Here is a 16,052-nt window from a genome sequence, read left to right as displayed (position 1 = left end):
GAGCCGGGCGCCGGCCGGCTCCGCGCGCGCGGGGGAGGGGGGTCAGGCGGCGGCGTTCTGCCGGCGGGCGCGGACGCTGGTGACCAGCTGGGCGCGGATGCGGGCGGGGACCTCGGGGGCGAAGCGGGCCAGGTAGTGGTTCAGGTGGGTCTCGTCGCCGGCGAGGAAGGGCAGGTCGAAGACCAGGAGCTTGCGCACCGCGAGCAGCGGGACGGGGGCGCGCAGCGGCCTGAAGGTGTGGTTCCACAGGCCGGGTTCCTCGCAGACCGGGTGGAACTGGCCGATCATCAGGCCCTGTTCGACGAACTCGTCCTTGGCCTTGCGCTGCAGCTCGTCCAGCACGGTGGAGTCCTCGCGGTCCAGCTGGGGCATGACCAGCAGGACGGTGAGCAGTTCGCGGTCGGACTCCTCCGTCAGGGCGGCGAGCAACGCGTCGTAGCGGGCGCGCAGTTCGGCGACCAGGCGGGGCAGGTCCCCGTCGGGGGAGCCGTCGGCGACGGCGATGTGGAACAGGCCGCGGCGCAGCGAGGGCTGGGTGTAGGGGCAGACCGGGCCGCTGCGGCCGAGGTCGGGGTGGGCGGTGGTGAGGAAGGCCCGCGCCCAGGCGAGGGTCTCGGCGGCCTCGGGGCGTTCGGCGGCGTGGCCGGCGTCGATCTGTCCGGCGCTGTACAGGCGCAGCGCCGGGGAGTCGGCGGGGGCGGCGGGCAGGGCGGGGGCGGTCATCGGGGCCCCCGCCACACCGGGGCCAGGCGGGGGCCGCCGCCGGGCAGGGCGATGGCCTCGCCGAAGCGGGTGAAGCCGCCGTCGGCGAGCAGGTGGGCCCCGCCGGGGGAGCTGGTCTCGGCGTAGGCGGCCTGGCCGGTGGCGTCGACCTCGGCGAGGAAGGCGTGCAGCAGGGCCCGGCCGGTGCGGGTGCGGCGGGCGTCGGGGTGCACGCCGACGAAGGCGAGGTAGTGGTGGGAGCGGTGGCGCGGGTGGCGCAGGGTCTGCAGGCGGGTGATGGCGGCCAGGCGGCGGGCGGGCCCGTCGTGGCCGGCGGCGTCGATCGCCTCGGCGAGGGCCCGGGCGGCGGTGCCGTCCTTCGGGCCGGGGTCGTCCCAGTGGCCGGGCGGCAGGAACAGCAGTGCCCCCAGCGGCTCGCCGTCCTGCGCGGTGTCGTCGCCGGTGGTGGCCCGGTGGGCGACCAGGGCGCCCCGGTGGGCCAGGCACTGTTCGACGTGGACGCGGAAGAAGGCGGGCATCACGCGGGCGCGGTGGCCGGGGTCGGGGAAGGCCCAGAGCATCAGCGCGTCGTCGGCGAAGGCGGCGGCGAGCAGGTGGGCGAGGGCGTCCTCCTCGCCCGGGCGGGCCGGGCGCACGACGGGCCGTAGGGCGGGCCGTAGGGCGGTGCCCGCGGCGGCGGGCAGGGCGGTGGTGGTGGTCAACGGGCACTCTCCTCGAACGAGGGGGCGGACGAAGGGGAAGGCGGGTCAACGGTCGCCTCGGTCGTATCGGTGGTACCGGGTGCGGCGGTCACGTCGGCCGCACGGGATGCGGCAGTGGCCCTCGCCGTACCGGCCGTACCGGCCGTGTCGGGTGACGGTCGGGCGGCCGCACCGGCCGCACCGGCCGCGGCGGCCAGGGCGGTGACCCGCGCGTGCAGCGGCTCCACCCACTCCTCCGCCTCCGGCTTGATCAGCACGCTGCGCAGCACCCGGGCCCCGCCCGCGTCCGCGCGCACGCCGGGGTGGCGGCGGGTGAAGTCGGCGGCGTCCACGCGCAGCACGCTCAGGTAGACGGGGTCCCGCTCGTCGGCCATGCCCCGGCGCAGGACGTGCTCGCTGGCGGCGTCGATCGCCGACAGCGCGGGCGCCGGCGTCCCGGGGACGGTGGGGAAGTAGGTGAGGATGTCCAGCTGCGGCCGCTGGTGCAGCGTCAACTCCTCGCTGTTGTCGATCAGTTCGGCCCAGGCCAGGGCGGCGCGCCGGCTCGCGGCCAGCCCCGCGCCCAGGCCCTCGGGGGTGAGCGGCAGCAACTGCAGGGTCAGCCACAGCGCGGCGGCCGAGGCCCCGGCGCGCGAGCACTCCAGGCTGATCTCGCCCAGGTGCAGTTCGGCGTCGGTGAAGTAGGTGTACGGGGAGTCGTGGGCGAAGTGCCGCCCGATGCCGGGGTCGGCGAACAGCACCGCCCCGCAGCCGTAGGGCTGCAGGCCGTGCTTGTGCGGGTCGACGGTCACCGAGTCGCAGCCGGCGACGGCCCGCCACGGCGCGGTGTCCACCCCGAGCGAGGCCGCGAGCGCGTCGTCGGCGGCCAGCAGCGCGAAGAACCCGCCGTAGGCGGCGTCCACGTGCACCCGCGCCCCGTAGCGGCGGGCCAGCGGGAGGATCTCGTGCACCGGGTCGACGGCGCCGGGCCCGGTGGTGCCGCAGGTGACCACCACGGTGCCCACCCGCCCGGTGCGCAGCAGTTCCTCCAGCGCGCCGACGTCCATCCGGCCCTCGGCGTCGGCCGCCACCGCGTGGCTCTCGACGCCCAGGACGTGGCACATCCGGCTGTGGGTGTAGTGGGCCTGGGCGCTGTGGGCGACGCCGAGGCCGGGGTGGCTCTGGCGCGCCACGTACAGCGCCTCCAGGTTGGCGATGGTGCCGCTGCTGGTCAGGTGGCCCACGTGCGCGGGCAGCGCGAACATGGCGGCGAGCTGCGCGACGCACTCGCGTTCCATGTCGTTGGTGGCCGGCCCGCCCTCGTAGGCGTGGTTGTTGGGGTTGAAGCGCATCGCCGTCAGGTAGCCCACGACCGCCGCCGGGTGCGGGGGCTTGACCATCTGTCCGGCGTAACGCGGGTGGAAGAACGGGTAGTTGTGCTCCAGGCGCTTGGCGAAGCGCTCGAACGCGGCGGCGAAGTCCGCCTCGTCCACCAGGTGCGAGGGGTGCGGCCGCAGCGGTCCGAACCGCTCGCCCCACCGCTCGGCCACCTCGGCCGCCCTCGGCAGCCAGTACCGCAGGTCCACGCTCCGGCCCTTCCCCTTCGAGTCCTTCGACAGACGGGGGCCGGCGCGCGGGTGAGCAGCACGCCGGGCCCCCGGCGAGTACGAGCGTTCACCGCGAGCCGAGTCCTTGAGCGTTCCTCGACCGCGTCCGCAGCCACGGTGGCGGCGCCGCGCAAGGCGCCCGCAACACCCGCAGCTCACCCACCGCGGCGCCCGCCGGCCCCACCCGCACCGCCCCCCACCGGCCCGAAGGGCGCCGCCCGCGGCCCCAGCCGGACCCCAGCGCGGCACGAGCGGACGCTGCTGCAATCACCCCCGGACAAGGCCGCCCCCACCCGGGAGAGGCCGGGGGAGCCCACCCGGGAGGAGAGACGCGATGGTGACCAGACGCAGGATGATCGGCGCCGCCCTGGCGACCGGGGGAGGAGTCCTGCTCGTGCGCACCACCCAGCACCCGGCCGCCTCCGCCTCCGCTTCCGCCGCCTCCGCCGCGCAGGACGCGGGGCACGCCCACCCGGCGGGCGCCACCGCCCCCGACCCGGGCCCCGACGCCGGCCCCGCGCTCGCCCCGAAGTTCACCACCGCCCTGCCGCTGCCCCCGGTGCTCAGCCCCGTCTCCACCGACGGCGGCGCCGACACCTACGCGGTGACCATGCTGCGCTCCTTCGCCCGCATCCTGCCCGGGCACCGCACCGACGTCCTCACCTACAACGGCGCCTTCCCCGGGCCCGTCATCCGCGCCCGCTCCGGACGGCCGGTGATCGTGCGCCAGACCAACCTGCTGGACGACCCGGTCTCCGTCCACCTGCACGGCTCCGCCGTCCCCGTCGACAGCGACGGCGGCCCGATGAACCTGCTGAACGCCGGCGCCACCCGCACCTGCACCTACCCCAACGACCAGCCCCACGCGAGCCTGTGGTTCCACGACCACGCCCACCACCTGGAGTCCGAGCACGTCTACCGGGGACTGGCCGGCACCTACCTGCTCACCGACGCCACCGAGGCCGCCCTGCCGCTGCCCTCGGGCCGCTACGACCTGCCCATCGCGCTGCGCGACGCCCGCTTCGACGCCTCCGGCAACCTCGTCTACCGCATGGACGACGCCGCCGGACGCGCCACCATCCTCGCCAACGGCCGCCCCTGGCCCAAGGTCGACGTCGCCGCCCGCCGCTACCGCATCCGCCTGCTCAACTCCTCCAACCTGCGCTTCTTCTCCCTGCGCCTGGCCGACGGCGGCCCCATCACCTGGATCGGCTCCGACGGCGGCCTGCTGGAACGCCCCCACACCACCGACACCGTCGACCTCTCGCCCGGCGAGCGCGCCGACGTCGTCATCGACTTCTCCCGCTACCGCCCCGGCACGAGCGTCGTGCTCACCAACTCCATGCCGCCGGGCCCCGCCGAACACATCGGCCAGGTGCTGCGCTTCGACGTCGGACGCCCCGCCCCCGACCCCTCCTCCGTCCCCGACCGGCTGCGCACCCTGCCGCCGCTGGGACCGGTGGCCCGCGAGCGCACCGTCGTGCTCAAGGTCGAGGAGGGCGGCGCCGGCGTCGCCCCGCGCGGCCTGATCGACGGCAAGGTGTACGACCCGGCCCGGGTGGACGCCGCCGTCGCCTTCGGCACCTCGGAGATCTGGACCGTCCACAACGCCAACACCGACATCCCGCACAACTTCCACCTGCACCTGGTGCAGTTCCGCGTCCTCCAGCGCAACGGCAGGGCCCCCGGCCCCGAGGAATCGGGCCTCAAGGACACCGTGCGCCTGATGCCCGGCGAGAGCGTGCGCCTGCAGGCCGCCTTCGACTCCTACCGCGGCCGCTACCCGTACCACTGCCACCTGCTGGACCACTCCGCGATGGGCATGATGGCCCAGATGGAGATCGCCTGAGCACCCGGCCACCCGGCCCCCCTCGGGCCGCCCGAGCCCCGACCGCCGGGCCGCCCGGCCACCTGGGCCCGGCCGCCGGGCCGCCCGCCGTGACGCGGGCGGCCCGAGGGCGCGTCAGGACGCGTGGATGCCCTGCCCCGGGGTGAGGATCCCCGCCGGGTCCCAGCGCCGCTTGGCCGCCACCACCCGCTCCCACAGCCCCCCGTAGTGGCGCTGCCAGTCCGCGCGCGTCATCCCCGGCACCGCCCCGATCAGGTACCGCTTGCCGCCGAGCTCCACCGCCAGGTCGTACAGCAGCCGGTTGCGCTCCAGCATCGCCGCCGTGTCCGACCCCGGCCCCGGGAAGGCCAGCAGGTCGAAGTGCCAGCCCACCTCCTCCCGCCCCGGCAGCACCGCCAGCGGCGCCTTCACCTTCGAGCGCAGGTACGGGTAGAACAGCAGCAGCCCCGCCCCCAGGTCGGCGGCGGTCAGCACCTCGGCGGCCCGCGCCATGAACGCCCGCGCCGTGGACGCCGGCAGGAACACGCTCAGCCACGGCTTGGGCAGCGCCCAGAACCCGGCCGCCCGCAGGTACCCCGAGAAGCCGTCCACCCGGTAGGCGTACTCCCGCCAGCTCTGCTCCACCACCTCCGTCTCCACCGGCGCCAGCCCCGCCAGCAGCGCCGCCCGGTCCACCGCCTGCCCGGCGTCCGCGAACGCCACCAGCTCCGCTTTGTAGCGCCAGCGCGAACCGTCCGCGCTGCGCACCACGTCGCCGACCTGGAAGTCGAAGCGGCGCCGGGCCAGCACCTTCTCCTGGTCGGCGAGGTAGGCGTCCAGGTCGTCGTAGTACAGCGAGAAGACGTGGGCGCGCTCGGGCACCCGCACCAGGGCGAGGGTGACGCGCACGATGACGCCGACCTGGCCGCCGCCGGCCAGCACCGCCTCGAACAGCTCGCGGTTGCGGGTGGGGGAGGCGGTGACCAGCTCGCCGGTGCCGGTCACCACGTCCAGTTCCAGCACGTTGTCGACCTGCATGCCGTGGCGCTGCACGCCGCCGCCGATGCCGCCGACGCTCAGCGTGCCGCCCACCGACAGGTGCAGGTAGTCGGTGAGCACCGGCGGCACCCAGCCCGCGGCCAGGCCCGCCTCGGTGACCTGCGCCCAGGTCGCCCCGGCCTCGACCACGGCGCGCCCCGGGCGCACCGAGACGACCTTGGACAGGCCGCGGGCGTCGATGGCGACGCCGCCGCGGGGGTTGGCCTGGCCGTAGCTGGAGTGCGACTCCAGTGCGGCCTCGCCGAGCTGCGCGAGGTCCCCGCTCTGCCCGTTGACGGCCACCGGGATGCGGTGGCGGCGGGCGAAGGCGACCAGCTGCTGCACGTCGCGCACCGAGCCGGGGCGCAGCACGGCCCGGGGTGCGGCGGTGACGAGGTGTCCGAAGTCGCCGGAGAAGCGCTCCAGGCCCTCGCCCCGCAGGGTCACCGTGCCGTCCAGGGCGGGCAGCCGGGCGATGTCGGCGCCGGTGTCCGCGTCGGCCTCGGTGGCCCAGGCGGCGGTGGCGGTGTTCCAGCCGATGACGGCGGTGAGGGCCCCGGCGCCGGCCGAGGTGAGGAGGGCGCGGCGCGACAGTCCTGACCTGCTCATATCAGAATTTCTCCGATCAGTCGTCAAATAGGGATTGTTGTACCGCAACTATCGGGTGATCACCTACTGGCGTGCACCGGTGATCTGCTGCTCGATGCGCCGCAGCTCGGCCATCGGGTACTCCCACATCCGCACCTGGTGGGCGGGGGCGTGGGCGGGGACGTGCGCGCACGCCGCCCGCGCCTCGTCCAGCAGCGCCTGCCGCGCCCCGGGCAGGTGGGCCACCCGCGGCCCCTCGGCGGCCTCCCGCAGGACGAACGCCAGCTTGTAGGCGTGGGCGGCCGGGCTGACGGCGAACAGCGCCCGGTACACCCACAGGCCCTCCTCGCCGCGCAGGATCCGCTCGTTGTGGCTCAGCAGCCGCACCCGGGCCTTCAGCACCATGTCCTCGTGCACGCTCATCGCGCCCGTCCCCCTTCGTCGTTCGTGTGGTCCCCCCGTCCGCCCGCCGCCCCTGTGCGGGGGCAGCACGCCGTGCGCGCCGGCCGCCCTGGAAAGGACGGCCGGCGCGGGACGCGGAAGGGGATGCGCACGAGTCTGCGGGCGCGCACCGACGCGCGGCAAGGCAGAAGAAGGGTGGGCTGTGTCCTACCGAACCCTTGCCCGACCTGGCAGGATGGGGGTCGGCACCCTCCCGGCCGGGCGCCGCGGGGCCCGAACTCCCGAGCCCGAGCTCCCGAGGCGGAGCCGGAGGAGGCGGGCCGTGACCCACGTGCAACCGGGCTCCGGCAACCGCACGACTAGACCGCGGGGACCATCCCGAGCAGCTCGCTCAGGCGGCGGACCGTGGCGGGCGACTCGCGGTGCAGGCCGGCGACGTCGAGGCCCTCGTCTCCCAGGATCATCAGCAGCGCCTGCTCCCCGATCGCCAGTACCACGACGTAGCCGCTGTTGCAGCGGGTGACCACGTCGCGCAGGCCGCCCACGCCGACCTCGGCCGCGGTGCGCCGGCCGAGGCCGAGCATGGCGGCCGACAGGGCGGCGGCCGACTCGGGGTGGACGGCGGCCGTGTCGGCGGCCACCAACAGGCCGTCGGTGGTGGAGATGACACTTTCCGAGATGCCCATGACCCGGTCGCGGAGGGACTTCAACTCGTCGACCAGCACGGCGGTCGGTGTCTGGCTGCTCATGGTGCGCTCTTCTCGCTCTGCTCGGTCGTCTCGGTGCGCGCGGTGTGCTCGGCGCGGTGTGCGTTCGGTGGGCCGTCGGGAGCGGCCGCCGCTCCCTCGGATCGGGCGGGCAGGCCGCCCGGACCGCCCGGACCGCCCGCGCCGCGTCCGCTGCGGACGCGGCGCGGCAGCGGCCCGGTGTCGGCCGGCGGCGGTTCGCTCGTCGGTATGCGCGGGGCCACGCTCGGTGCCAGGGGAGCCGGGTGCGCCGGTTCCCGGTGGAGCAGGTGCCGGGCGTCCATCCGTACGACGTCGAGGAGCACCGCGAACACGCCGCGTCCCAGGGCGAAGCCGAGGTCGCGCGCGGTGCGGCGGCCGGTGGCGGCGGCCAGGATCTCCCGGTAGCGGACCGGGATCCGCAGCGCGCCGGACTCGGCCCGGGCGGCAGGACGGATCCGGATGCGGGCCAGTTCGCCGGGCGGTCCCCAGAGGCGGGTCAGCAGGGCCGTCCGCCGGGCGGTCTCCTCGAAGAGCCGCTCCGGCTCGATGCCCGGGCGCAGCGCGATCCTGGCAGGCGGCGCCGCCTCGGCGGTCTCCCAACTGCCGGGCGGGCTCAGCGCCAGGGCGAAGGCCCCGTCGAAGGCGGCGGCGGCGCAGACGGCTTCGAGCTCGGCGGCGCCGATCGACCCCTGGGCCACCAGGGCCGCGCCGAGGTCGCCGCCCCAGGTCGGGGGAGCGTCGGCCGGCCGGCCGACGGACGCGGCCGTCTCGGCGGACGCCCACTCCTCCTCGCCGACGCGCCGGGACTTCAGCAGCAGGGTCTCGGCGGTCGGGGCCCCGGGGGTCTCGACCGCGGCGACCAGGCCCTGCTCCAGGTGGATCGTGCCGCCCGGTGCGCCGGAGACGGTGACCGATCCGGTGAACTCCGTCCGGCGCAGCGCGAGCAGCAGCGCGGGCACGTTGCGCGCGGTGGGCGGAGCCGGCGTCGTGGGAGCCGAGGGCGCGGCGGGCGGCGCCGTGTCGTAGGACGGGCCGGTCATGCCAGCAAGTCCTGCGCGCGGTCGGCGGTCTGGCGGACGGCCAGCGCCAGGTTGGTCCGTTCCCGGTCCAGCACGGTGGCCAGCAGCAGGGGGTCGCCCTGCCGGGACACCACCTGGACGACCTGGTGATGGCGGGTGCTGGTGACCACCAGGCTCTCCAACTCGCTCTCCGCCCCTGCCTCGTACAGCCGCTCGCCGATCAGGTTGGTCAGCTCGGCGAGTTCGGCCCCGGTCCCGAGCAGCCGGTGGTCCCCGGCGGACCGGTAGCTGAGACCTGTGACGGCGTCGACGAGCGCGGCACCGACCACTCCGGGGGAGCCGAGCACATCGGAGAGGGAAGCTTCGAGTGCGCGCACCAGTACCCCTTCACGTTCTGAACCCCGGCAGCGTACTTTATTCCATCATTTTCACGAGGTGACCACAACCGGTGACTTCTTGCTACTTTGTTCCTGCACACGGGAGTTCCGCCCGGAAGTCACGCAAAGGACGAACAGCGCATGAACATTGACGACGCACTCAAGGACGCGATGGCCATCGAGGGGGCCATCGGAGTGGCCGTGGCCGACTACGAGAGCGGTATGTCGCTCGGGTTCCTCGGCGGGGGGCAGCAACTCGACCTGGAGATTGCGGCCGCCGCCAACACCGAGGTCGTTCGTGCGAAGATACGCGCCCTGGCCGCGCTGTCGATCGACGATGTCATCGAGGACGTCCTGATCACCCTCGGCACCCAGTACCACCTGATCCGCCCGCTGACCCGCGGTCACGGCTCGCTCTTCCTCTACCTGGCGCTGGACCGCTCGCGCGCCAACCTTGCGCTCGCCCGGCACGGTCTCAAGCGCATCGAGGCCGCTCTCGACGTCTAGCCGGGGCCGGGCCGGCGGCCCGGGTGTCCGCGCCCCGTCCGGAAGGCCCGCTGGAAACCGCCAAGCCCTGCCCGAAGGACTGACCGGAAGGCCCCGCGCGGGCCGCGCGCCGCGCGTGGAATTCCGGGCGGAGCGAATGCGGGGTGTTACGAACCGACTACGGAGATCCGTCCGCGGGAATCGGGCCGCGAATATCGCGGGTGTGCGCCGACCACGGAGATGCGTGACTTTCCGATGACTGGGCGTCATATTCGCCCCGGCTGTTCCGGCCGGCGACGGAGCGCCGGAATACCGTGGTCGAACCGTCGAACCGTCGAACCGTCGAACCGTCGAACCGTCGAACCGTCGAACCGTCGAACCGTCGGAGCGTCGAACCGTCGGAGCGCCGGTGTTTCGGCGGTGCCGCGGAATCGGCTCGACCACGCCGCGCGCGGCACGAAGGAGCGACCCCGACCCGCCTCGACCGAACGGCGTCGGGTCTAGCCTGGGCCGCATGTTCGTACTTGAGCTGACGTACACCGCCGACGTGGAGTCGATCGACGCCGTGCTGCCCCGGCACATCGAGCGGCTCCGGGAGCACTACGCGGCGGGCACCTTCCTCGCCTCGGGGCGCAAGGTGCCGCGCGACGGCGGGGTGATCCTCGCGGTGGGACCGGACCGGGCCGCCATCGAGGCGCTGGTGGCCACCGACCCGTTCGTGCGGGCCGGGTTGACCGAGTACCGGGTGACGGAGTTCCTCGCCACCACCACCGCCGAGGAGTTGGCGGCCCACCGCCAGCAACTGCCCGCCTGAGCCCTGCCGCCCCGCCCGTCCCCGCCCGTCCGTGGTGCCCCGGGCCGTTCGCGCGGTTCGGGGCACGGTCGCGTTCTGGCTACGATCGGTGAGCGCGGAGCGACGACGTATCGCGAGTACCGACTTTCGGCGGGAGAAGACGGATGGCACACGCACGGGCCGGGCAGCCGGCGCAGCCCGGTGACCTGGTGGACGTGGCGCGGCTGGTGACGGCGTACTACGCGCTGAACCCGGACCCGCAGGAGCCCGGGCAGCGGGTGGCGTTCGGGACCTCGGGACACCGGGGCTCGTCGCTGGACGCGGCCTTCAACGAGGACCACATCGCCGCGACCACGCAGGCGATCTGCGAGTACCGGGCCGAACAGGGCGTCGCGGGCCCGCTGTTCCTGGGCGCCGACACCCACGCCCTGTCCGAGCCCGCCAGGGCCACCGCCCTGGAGGTGCTGGCCGCCAACGGCGTGCAGGTGCTGATCGACGCCGCCGACGGCTACACCCCCACCCCGGCGGTCTCCCACGCGATCCTCGCCCACAACCGGCGCAGCCCCCGCGCGCTGGCCGACGGCATCGTGGTCACCCCCTCGCACAACCCGCCGCGCGACGGCGGCTTCAAGTACAACCCGCCCAGCGGCGGCCCGGCCGGCTCCCGGGCCACCGGCTGGATCCAGGACCGCGCCAACGAGCTGATCCGCGAGGGCCTGCGCGGCGTCAAGAAGGTCCCCTACGCGCGGGCGCTGGCCGCCGCCACCACCGGGCGCCACGACTACCTCACCGCCTACGTCGAGGACCTGCCCTCCGTCCTGGACCTGGACGCGGTGCGCGACGCGGGCCTGCGCATCGGCGCCGACCCGCTCGGCGGGGCCTCGGTGGCCTACTGGGCGCGCATCGCCGAGACCCACCGCCTGGACCTGACCGTCGTCAACCCGGTGACCGACCCGACCTGGCGGTTCATGACGCTCGACTGGGACGGCAGGATCCGCATGGACTGCTCCTCCCCGGCCGCGATGGCCTCCCTCATCGGCCGCAAGGACGAGTACGCCATCGCCACCGGCAACGACGCCGACGCCGACCGCCACGGCATCGTCACCCCCGACGGCGGCCTGATGAACCCCAACCACTACCTCGCGGTGGCCGTCGACTACCTCTACCGCCACCGCGCCGACTGGCCCGGCGACGCCGGCGTCGGCAAGACCCTGGTCTCCTCCTCCATGCTCGACCGCGTCGCCGCCGACCTCGGCCGCACCCTGGTGGAGGTCCCGGTCGGCTTCAAGTGGTTCGTCGACGGCCTGCTGGAGGGCTCGATCGGCTTCGGCGGGGAGGAGAGCGCCGGCGCCTCCTTCCTGCGCCGCGACGGCGGGGTGTGGACCACCGACAAGGACGGCATCCTGCTCGCCCTGCTGGCCTCCGAGATCACCGCCGTCACCGGCGCCACCCCCAGCGCCCACTACCGCGAACTGACCGAGCGCCACGGCGCCCCCTCCTACGCCCGCGTGGACGCCCCCGCCGACCGCGAGCAGAAGGCCCGCCTGGCCCGCCTGTCCCCGGAACGGGTCGGCGCCGGCGAGATCGCCGGCGAGAAGATCACCGCCGTCCTCGCCAAGGCCCCCGGCAACGGCGCCCTGATCGGCGGCATCAAGGTCTGCACCGAGAACGCCTGGTTCGCCGCCCGCCCCTCGGGCACCGAGGACGTCTACAAGATCTACGCCGAGTCCTTCCACGGCGACGAACACCTCGCCCGGGTCCAGGACGAGGCCCGCGCCCTGGTCGGCGAGGTCCTGCGGGGCTGACCCGCCCCCGCACCGGGCGGCCCCGGCCCGGCACGTTCCGCCGGACCGGGGCACCCCCGGCACCTCCGGGGCACCGCCGGGCCCGGCCTGCTGCGCCCGCTCGGACGCGCACCTGCCGGGCCCGACGGCTGCCGCCCGCTCAGGCGCCCGCCGGCTGCGCCCGCTCCGGGCCCGGCGCGGGCCGGCGCTCGTCGCGCGTGGTCGCCGCCGCCACCGCGCACGCCACCAGCGCCAGCACCGCCGCCGCGAACGGGAACCACCGCCCGCCCAGCACCGCGATCGCCGCCGACCCCGCCGCACCCCCCGCCGCCGTCCCCAGGTACAGCGCACTGCTGTTCAGCGAGATCAGCAGCGGCGCGTTCACCGGATCGATCGACGCCAGCCGGTGCGGCAGCGCCACCGACACCGCCCACCCCGCCAGTGGCACCACCACCGCGTACCCCAGCGCCCCCGGCATGCTGCGCCCCAGCCACGGCAGCGCGGCGAACGCGAGCGCGGCCACCGCCGAGCCGGCCAGCAGCACCCGCCGCACCCCGATCCGGTCCACCAGGCGCCCGCCCAGCCAGCTGCCGGCCACCGACATCACGCCGCTGGTCAGCAGGATCAGGCTCAGCCGGTCGGCGTCGCCGCCGGTGGCGCCGGACATCGCGGTGGACAGGAAGATGTAGACGCTCTGGAAGGCGAGGAAGAACACCAGCGTGGTGGCCGCGGCGCCCAGCACCCGGCGCCGGCCCAGCGGCGCCAGGCGCGCCTTGAGGGTGGGGGCGGCGGTGGGGGCGGGCAGGTCGCGCAGCAGGAGGGCGAGGCCCGCGAGGGCGGCCAGGCCCAGCGCGGTGACCAGCCACATCGTCATCCGCCAGTCGGAGCGTCCCACCCAGGTGCCCAGCGGCACGCCGAGCGCGGTGGCCACCGTCATCCCGCCGAGCACGGTCGCCAGCGCCCGTCCGCGCCGCTCGGGGGCGACCAGGGTGGTGGCCACCGCGTTGGCGGTCGGCGTGTAGAGGGCGGCGCCGGCCGCGGCCAGGACGCGGGTGGCCAGCAGCAGCCCGTAGGTGGGGGCGAGCGCGCTGAGCGCGTTGGCCGCGCTGAACACCGCGAGCGCGGTCAGCAGCAGGCGCCGGCGCGGCCAGCGGGCGGTGAGCGTGGCCAGCACCGGGGCCAGCAGCGCGTAGCCGAGCGCGAAGACGGTGACCAGCTGGCCGGCGGCCGGCACCGACACCCCCAGGTCGGCGGAGATCGGGCCGAGGATGCCGGCGAAGACCATCGAGTCGGTGCCCATGGCGAAGGTGCCGAGGGCGAGCAGGAGCAGACGTACGGGCACGGCAGGGCCCCCCGGGGCGCAAGGAACTAATTGTTGGATGGACATGCAACTGTTTGATGCTCGTCAAACACTCGGGGATGGGTGGATGATTGTCAAACCATCCGTTTCCCCCGCGGTTCCCCGCGGCCCCCGAGGAGCGTGCGCCATGAGCGACGACGAGCGGCTTCCCCAGCCCGCCACCGCCGACATCGACCTCGTCACGGTCCTGCACGCCCTCGGCGACCCCGTGCGCATGACCCTGCTGCTCAGCTACGCCGACGACGCCGAGCACTCCTGCGACCCCCGCGACCTGGGCCTGGACCACCTCCACAAGTCGACCGTCTCCCACCACATGCGGGTGCTGCGCGAGGCCGGCGTCACCACCACCCGCGTCGCCGGCCGCAACCGCTTCGTCAGCCTGCGCCGCGCCGACCTCGACGCCCGCTTCCCCGGCCTGCTCGACGCGCTCCTGGCGGGCCGGGCAACTCCCGTACGGTAGGCCAAGGTTGACCCCTAGGGGGTGGAGCGCCGCGGCTGCCGCCGCAGGCGTAGGCCTGCGGACGTAAGGCCCCCCGGGCGGCTCCTGCCGCGGGCGGACGCGCCCGGGCGGGCCGGGTCGGCACGGTGGACGCGTACCCCGCCCACCGGCGCACCGCCCACCGGCGCACCCCGCCGTCGTGCCGCCGCCCGACCCGCCGCAGGAGCCACGCCCATGACCGGATCCCAGCCCGAGCGCCCGTCCGACCGTCCGTCCGAGCGTCCGCTCAGCCGCCGCGGCGTCCTCGGGGCGCTCGCCCTGGGCGCAGCCACCGCCGCCTCCGCCGCCGTCACCGGTGCCGGGCCCGCGCGTGCCGACAGCGCGTCGGGCGGCGCCGCGCCGGGCGGCACGGCGTCGGGCGGTGCCGCGGGGGAGCCCCGCCTGTGCCTGCCGGCGCCCACCGGTCCCCACCCCGTCGGCACCGCCCTGCTGTACCTGACCGACGCCACCCGCACCGACGCCTGGGCCCCTGTGCCGCGCCCGCGCGAACTGCGCGCCCGCCTCTGGTACCCGGCCGCGCCCGGGGCCCGGGGCCCGTACGCGTCGTGGATGAGCCCCGCCGAGACCGCCCACCTGCAGGCCTCCTACTTCGCCGTCCCCGACGCCCGCCTCGCCTGGCCCACCACCCACGCCCGCCCGGACGTGCCCGCCGACCGCAGCCGCCGCCACCCCGTGGTCCTCAACTCCCACGGTTCCGGCGCCGACAGCGCCTTCAACACCGCCCTCGCCGAGGAACTCGCCTCCCACGGCCACGTCGTCGCCGCCGTCGACCACACCTACGACGCCGGCGAGGTCGAATTCCCCGGCCACCGCCTCGAAGTGCGCGACAAGGCCCGCGTCCAGGCGATGACCGACGCCGAGATCGTCGCCTACCGCGCCGCCGACGCCCGCTGCCTGCTCGACCGCCTCGAAAGCGGCCCGCTGCCCGCCGGCCTCCACACCGCCCTCGACCTCGACGCCGTCGGCATGTTCGGCCACTCCATGGGCGGCGCCACCACCGCCCAGGCCCTGCACGACGACCCGCGCATCCGCGCCGGCGCCGTCCTGGACGGCCCCCTGTTCGGCACCAGCGCCACCGCCGACCAGGACCGCCCCCTGCTGCTGATGGCCTCCACCTGGGACAGCCCCGCCCGCGACGCCATGTGGGACACCCTGTGGCCGCACCTGACCGGCTGGCGCCGCCGCCTGACCCTCACCCGCTCAGGACACCTGTCCTACTGCGACCTCCAACTCCTCGTCCCCCAGGGCCAGAGCGTCTTCGCCTGGCCCGCCGACCAGCTGGAGCACTTCCTCGGCACCGGCGACCCCCAGCGCGCCGTCGCCGCCCAACGCGCCTACCTCACCGCCTACTTCGGCCTCCACCTGCGCGCCGTCCCCGCCCCCCTGCTCGACGCCCCCTCGCCCCGCTGGCCCGAGATCCGCTTCGACGCCTGATCCCCCGAGGCCCCGAGGCCCCGAGTCCCTGCGCCCTGTTCCGCCGCTCCGCCGCTCCGATGCTTCAGCCGACCGCGCGCTTCACCAGCTCGGCGATCCGCTCCTCCACCTCGGCCGTCACCTCCGTCAGCGCGAAGTACGCCGGCCACATCGGCCCCTCGTCCAGCTGCGCCTGGTCGCTGAAACCCAGCGTGGCGTAGCGGGACTTGAACTTCTCCGCGCTCTGGAAGAAGCACACCACCCTGCCCTCCAGCGCGTAGGCGGGCATCCCGTACCAGAGCTTGGGCGCGAGCGCGGGAGCGGCGGCGGTGACCACCGCGTGCACCCGCTCGGCCAGCACCCGGTCGCCCTGCGGCATCTCCGCGATCTTCGCGAGCACGTCCCGCAGCGCCTCGGCCGCCTTCTCCGCCTGCGAGGCCCGGCGCGCGGCCTTCTTCAGCTCCTGCGCGTGGTCCTTCATCGCGGCCCGCTCCTCGGCGGAGAACCCCTCGTGCCTGCTGCTCATACCGAACCCCTCCGTGCTGTCGTGCGATCTCGGGAGGGACCTTAGCGCCCGCCTCCGACACGACGGAGGGCCCGTCGGATACCGGTGCCGGTGCCGGTGCAGGTTCCGGTGCCGGTGCCGGTCCAGGTTCCGGTGCCGGCGAGTGGTGTGCGCACGACGAAGCGGCGGAGCGGGAGGCCCGTGTCGGTGGGCCTCCCGCTC

At 75.2% G+C, this 16,052-nt stretch carries 16 protein-coding genes; 6 read left to right on the top strand and 10 right to left on the bottom strand.

The features are described 5' to 3' along the window. Positions 1 to 42 precede the first annotated feature (42 nt). From ACFWJ4_RS37880 to ACFWJ4_RS37870, 3 genes are read right to left on the bottom strand one after another with little or no spacing between them, the layout of a single operon-like run. On the bottom strand, positions 43 to 723 hold the full coding sequence (locus tag ACFWJ4_RS37880; RefSeq protein WP_380552973.1) for a DUF6875 domain-containing protein: 681 nt from the start codon (positions 721 to 723) through the stop codon (positions 43 to 45). After that, positions 720 to 1,424: a hypothetical protein gene (locus ACFWJ4_RS37875; RefSeq protein ID WP_380552970.1), complete on the bottom strand. Its 705-nt coding sequence runs from the start codon at positions 1,422 to 1,424 to the stop codon at positions 720 to 722. Before ACFWJ4_RS37875 ends, ACFWJ4_RS37880 begins: the two co-directional genes overlap by 4 nt. Continuing rightward, entirely contained in the window at positions 1,421 to 2,989 is a 1,569-nt protein-coding gene (locus ACFWJ4_RS37870) for a pyridoxal phosphate-dependent decarboxylase family protein (protein WP_380552967.1), read from the bottom strand. The genes ACFWJ4_RS37875 and ACFWJ4_RS37870 overlap by 4 nt, the downstream gene beginning before the upstream one ends. A 355-nt stretch (positions 2,990 to 3,344) precedes the next feature. On the opposite strand from ACFWJ4_RS37870, the gene ACFWJ4_RS37865 reads away from it, so the two are divergent. Then, positions 3,345 to 4,859 (top strand): multicopper oxidase family protein, encoded by a 1,515-nt coding sequence (locus ACFWJ4_RS37865; RefSeq protein ID WP_380552964.1) that lies wholly within the window; start codon positions 3,345 to 3,347, stop codon positions 4,857 to 4,859. Between the two features lie 114 nt (positions 4,860 to 4,973). On the opposite strand, the gene ACFWJ4_RS37860 is transcribed toward ACFWJ4_RS37865, so the two are convergent. From ACFWJ4_RS37860 to ACFWJ4_RS37840, 5 genes are all read right to left on the bottom strand, one after another. Beyond that, positions 4,974 to 6,485, bottom strand: a complete 1,512-nt coding sequence (locus tag ACFWJ4_RS37860; protein ID WP_380552961.1) for an FAD-binding protein — start codon at positions 6,483 to 6,485, stop codon at positions 4,974 to 4,976. 63 nt (positions 6,486 to 6,548) lie between these two features. Continuing rightward, entirely contained in the window at positions 6,549 to 6,887 is a 339-nt protein-coding gene (locus tag ACFWJ4_RS37855) for a hypothetical protein (RefSeq protein ID WP_359906340.1), read from the bottom strand. Positions 6,888 to 7,225: 338 nt separating this feature from the next. Further along, positions 7,226 to 7,615 carry a roadblock/LC7 domain-containing protein gene (locus ACFWJ4_RS37850; protein ID WP_063350516.1) on the bottom strand — a complete coding sequence of 130 codons (390 nt, stop codon included), beginning with the start codon at positions 7,613 to 7,615 and terminating at the stop codon, positions 7,226 to 7,228. Further along, on the bottom strand, positions 7,612 to 8,634 hold the full coding sequence (locus ACFWJ4_RS37845; protein ID WP_380552958.1) for a hypothetical protein: 1,023 nt from the start codon (positions 8,632 to 8,634) through the stop codon (positions 7,612 to 7,614). The genes ACFWJ4_RS37850 and ACFWJ4_RS37845 overlap by 4 nt, the downstream gene beginning before the upstream one ends. Next, positions 8,631 to 8,990 carry a hypothetical protein gene (locus ACFWJ4_RS37840; RefSeq protein ID WP_380552955.1) on the bottom strand — a complete coding sequence of 120 codons (360 nt, stop codon included), beginning with the start codon at positions 8,988 to 8,990 and terminating at the stop codon, positions 8,631 to 8,633. The genes ACFWJ4_RS37845 and ACFWJ4_RS37840 overlap by 4 nt, the downstream gene beginning before the upstream one ends. Before the next feature lie 141 nt (positions 8,991 to 9,131). On the opposite strand from ACFWJ4_RS37840, the gene ACFWJ4_RS37835 reads away from it, so the two are divergent. From ACFWJ4_RS37835 to pgm, 3 genes are all read left to right on the top strand, one after another. Beyond that, a complete protein-coding gene (locus ACFWJ4_RS37835; protein WP_359906349.1) occupies positions 9,132 to 9,497 on the top strand; it encodes a hypothetical protein in 366 nt (121 codons plus the stop codon). Between the two features lie 493 nt (positions 9,498 to 9,990). Beyond that, the gene (locus ACFWJ4_RS37830; RefSeq protein WP_380552952.1) at positions 9,991 to 10,290 is read left to right on the top strand and encodes a YciI family protein; all 300 of its coding nucleotides are present in this window, start codon (positions 9,991 to 9,993) and stop codon (positions 10,288 to 10,290) included. Positions 10,291 to 10,433: 143 nt separating this feature from the next. Then, complete coding sequence (pgm, locus tag ACFWJ4_RS37825) at positions 10,434 to 12,074, top strand: phosphoglucomutase (alpha-D-glucose-1,6-bisphosphate-dependent) (protein WP_380552949.1); 1,641 nt, start codon at positions 10,434 to 10,436, stop codon at positions 12,072 to 12,074. 139 nt (positions 12,075 to 12,213) lie between these two features. Here pgm and ACFWJ4_RS37820 read toward each other — a convergent pair whose 3' ends face one another. Then, positions 12,214 to 13,395, bottom strand: coding sequence for an MFS transporter (locus ACFWJ4_RS37820; RefSeq protein WP_380552946.1), 1,182 nt, complete (start codon positions 13,393 to 13,395; stop codon positions 12,214 to 12,216). A 145-nt stretch (positions 13,396 to 13,540) separates the two neighbouring features. Between ACFWJ4_RS37820 and ACFWJ4_RS37815 the strand changes: the two genes are divergently transcribed. Beyond that, on the top strand, positions 13,541 to 13,873 hold the full coding sequence (locus tag ACFWJ4_RS37815) for a helix-turn-helix domain-containing protein (RefSeq protein WP_359906363.1): 333 nt from the start codon (positions 13,541 to 13,543) through the stop codon (positions 13,871 to 13,873). A gap of 213 nt (positions 13,874 to 14,086) precedes the next feature. Continuing rightward, the gene (locus tag ACFWJ4_RS37810; protein WP_380552943.1) at positions 14,087 to 15,346 is read left to right on the top strand and encodes an alpha/beta hydrolase family protein; all 1,260 of its coding nucleotides are present in this window, start codon (positions 14,087 to 14,089) and stop codon (positions 15,344 to 15,346) included. A 64-nt stretch (positions 15,347 to 15,410) separates the two neighbouring features. Here ACFWJ4_RS37810 and ACFWJ4_RS37805 read toward each other — a convergent pair whose 3' ends face one another. Beyond that, positions 15,411 to 15,851, bottom strand: a complete 441-nt coding sequence (locus ACFWJ4_RS37805) for a hypothetical protein (RefSeq protein ID WP_380552940.1) — start codon at positions 15,849 to 15,851, stop codon at positions 15,411 to 15,413. Positions 15,852 to 16,052 lie beyond the last annotated feature (201 nt).

The organism is Kitasatospora sp. NPDC127067, assembly GCF_042724755.1.
Classification (GTDB): Bacteria; Actinomycetota; Actinomycetes; order Streptomycetales; family Streptomycetaceae; genus Kitasatospora; species Kitasatospora lactacystinica.
This window is presented reverse-complemented; position numbering and strand designations above follow the sequence as displayed.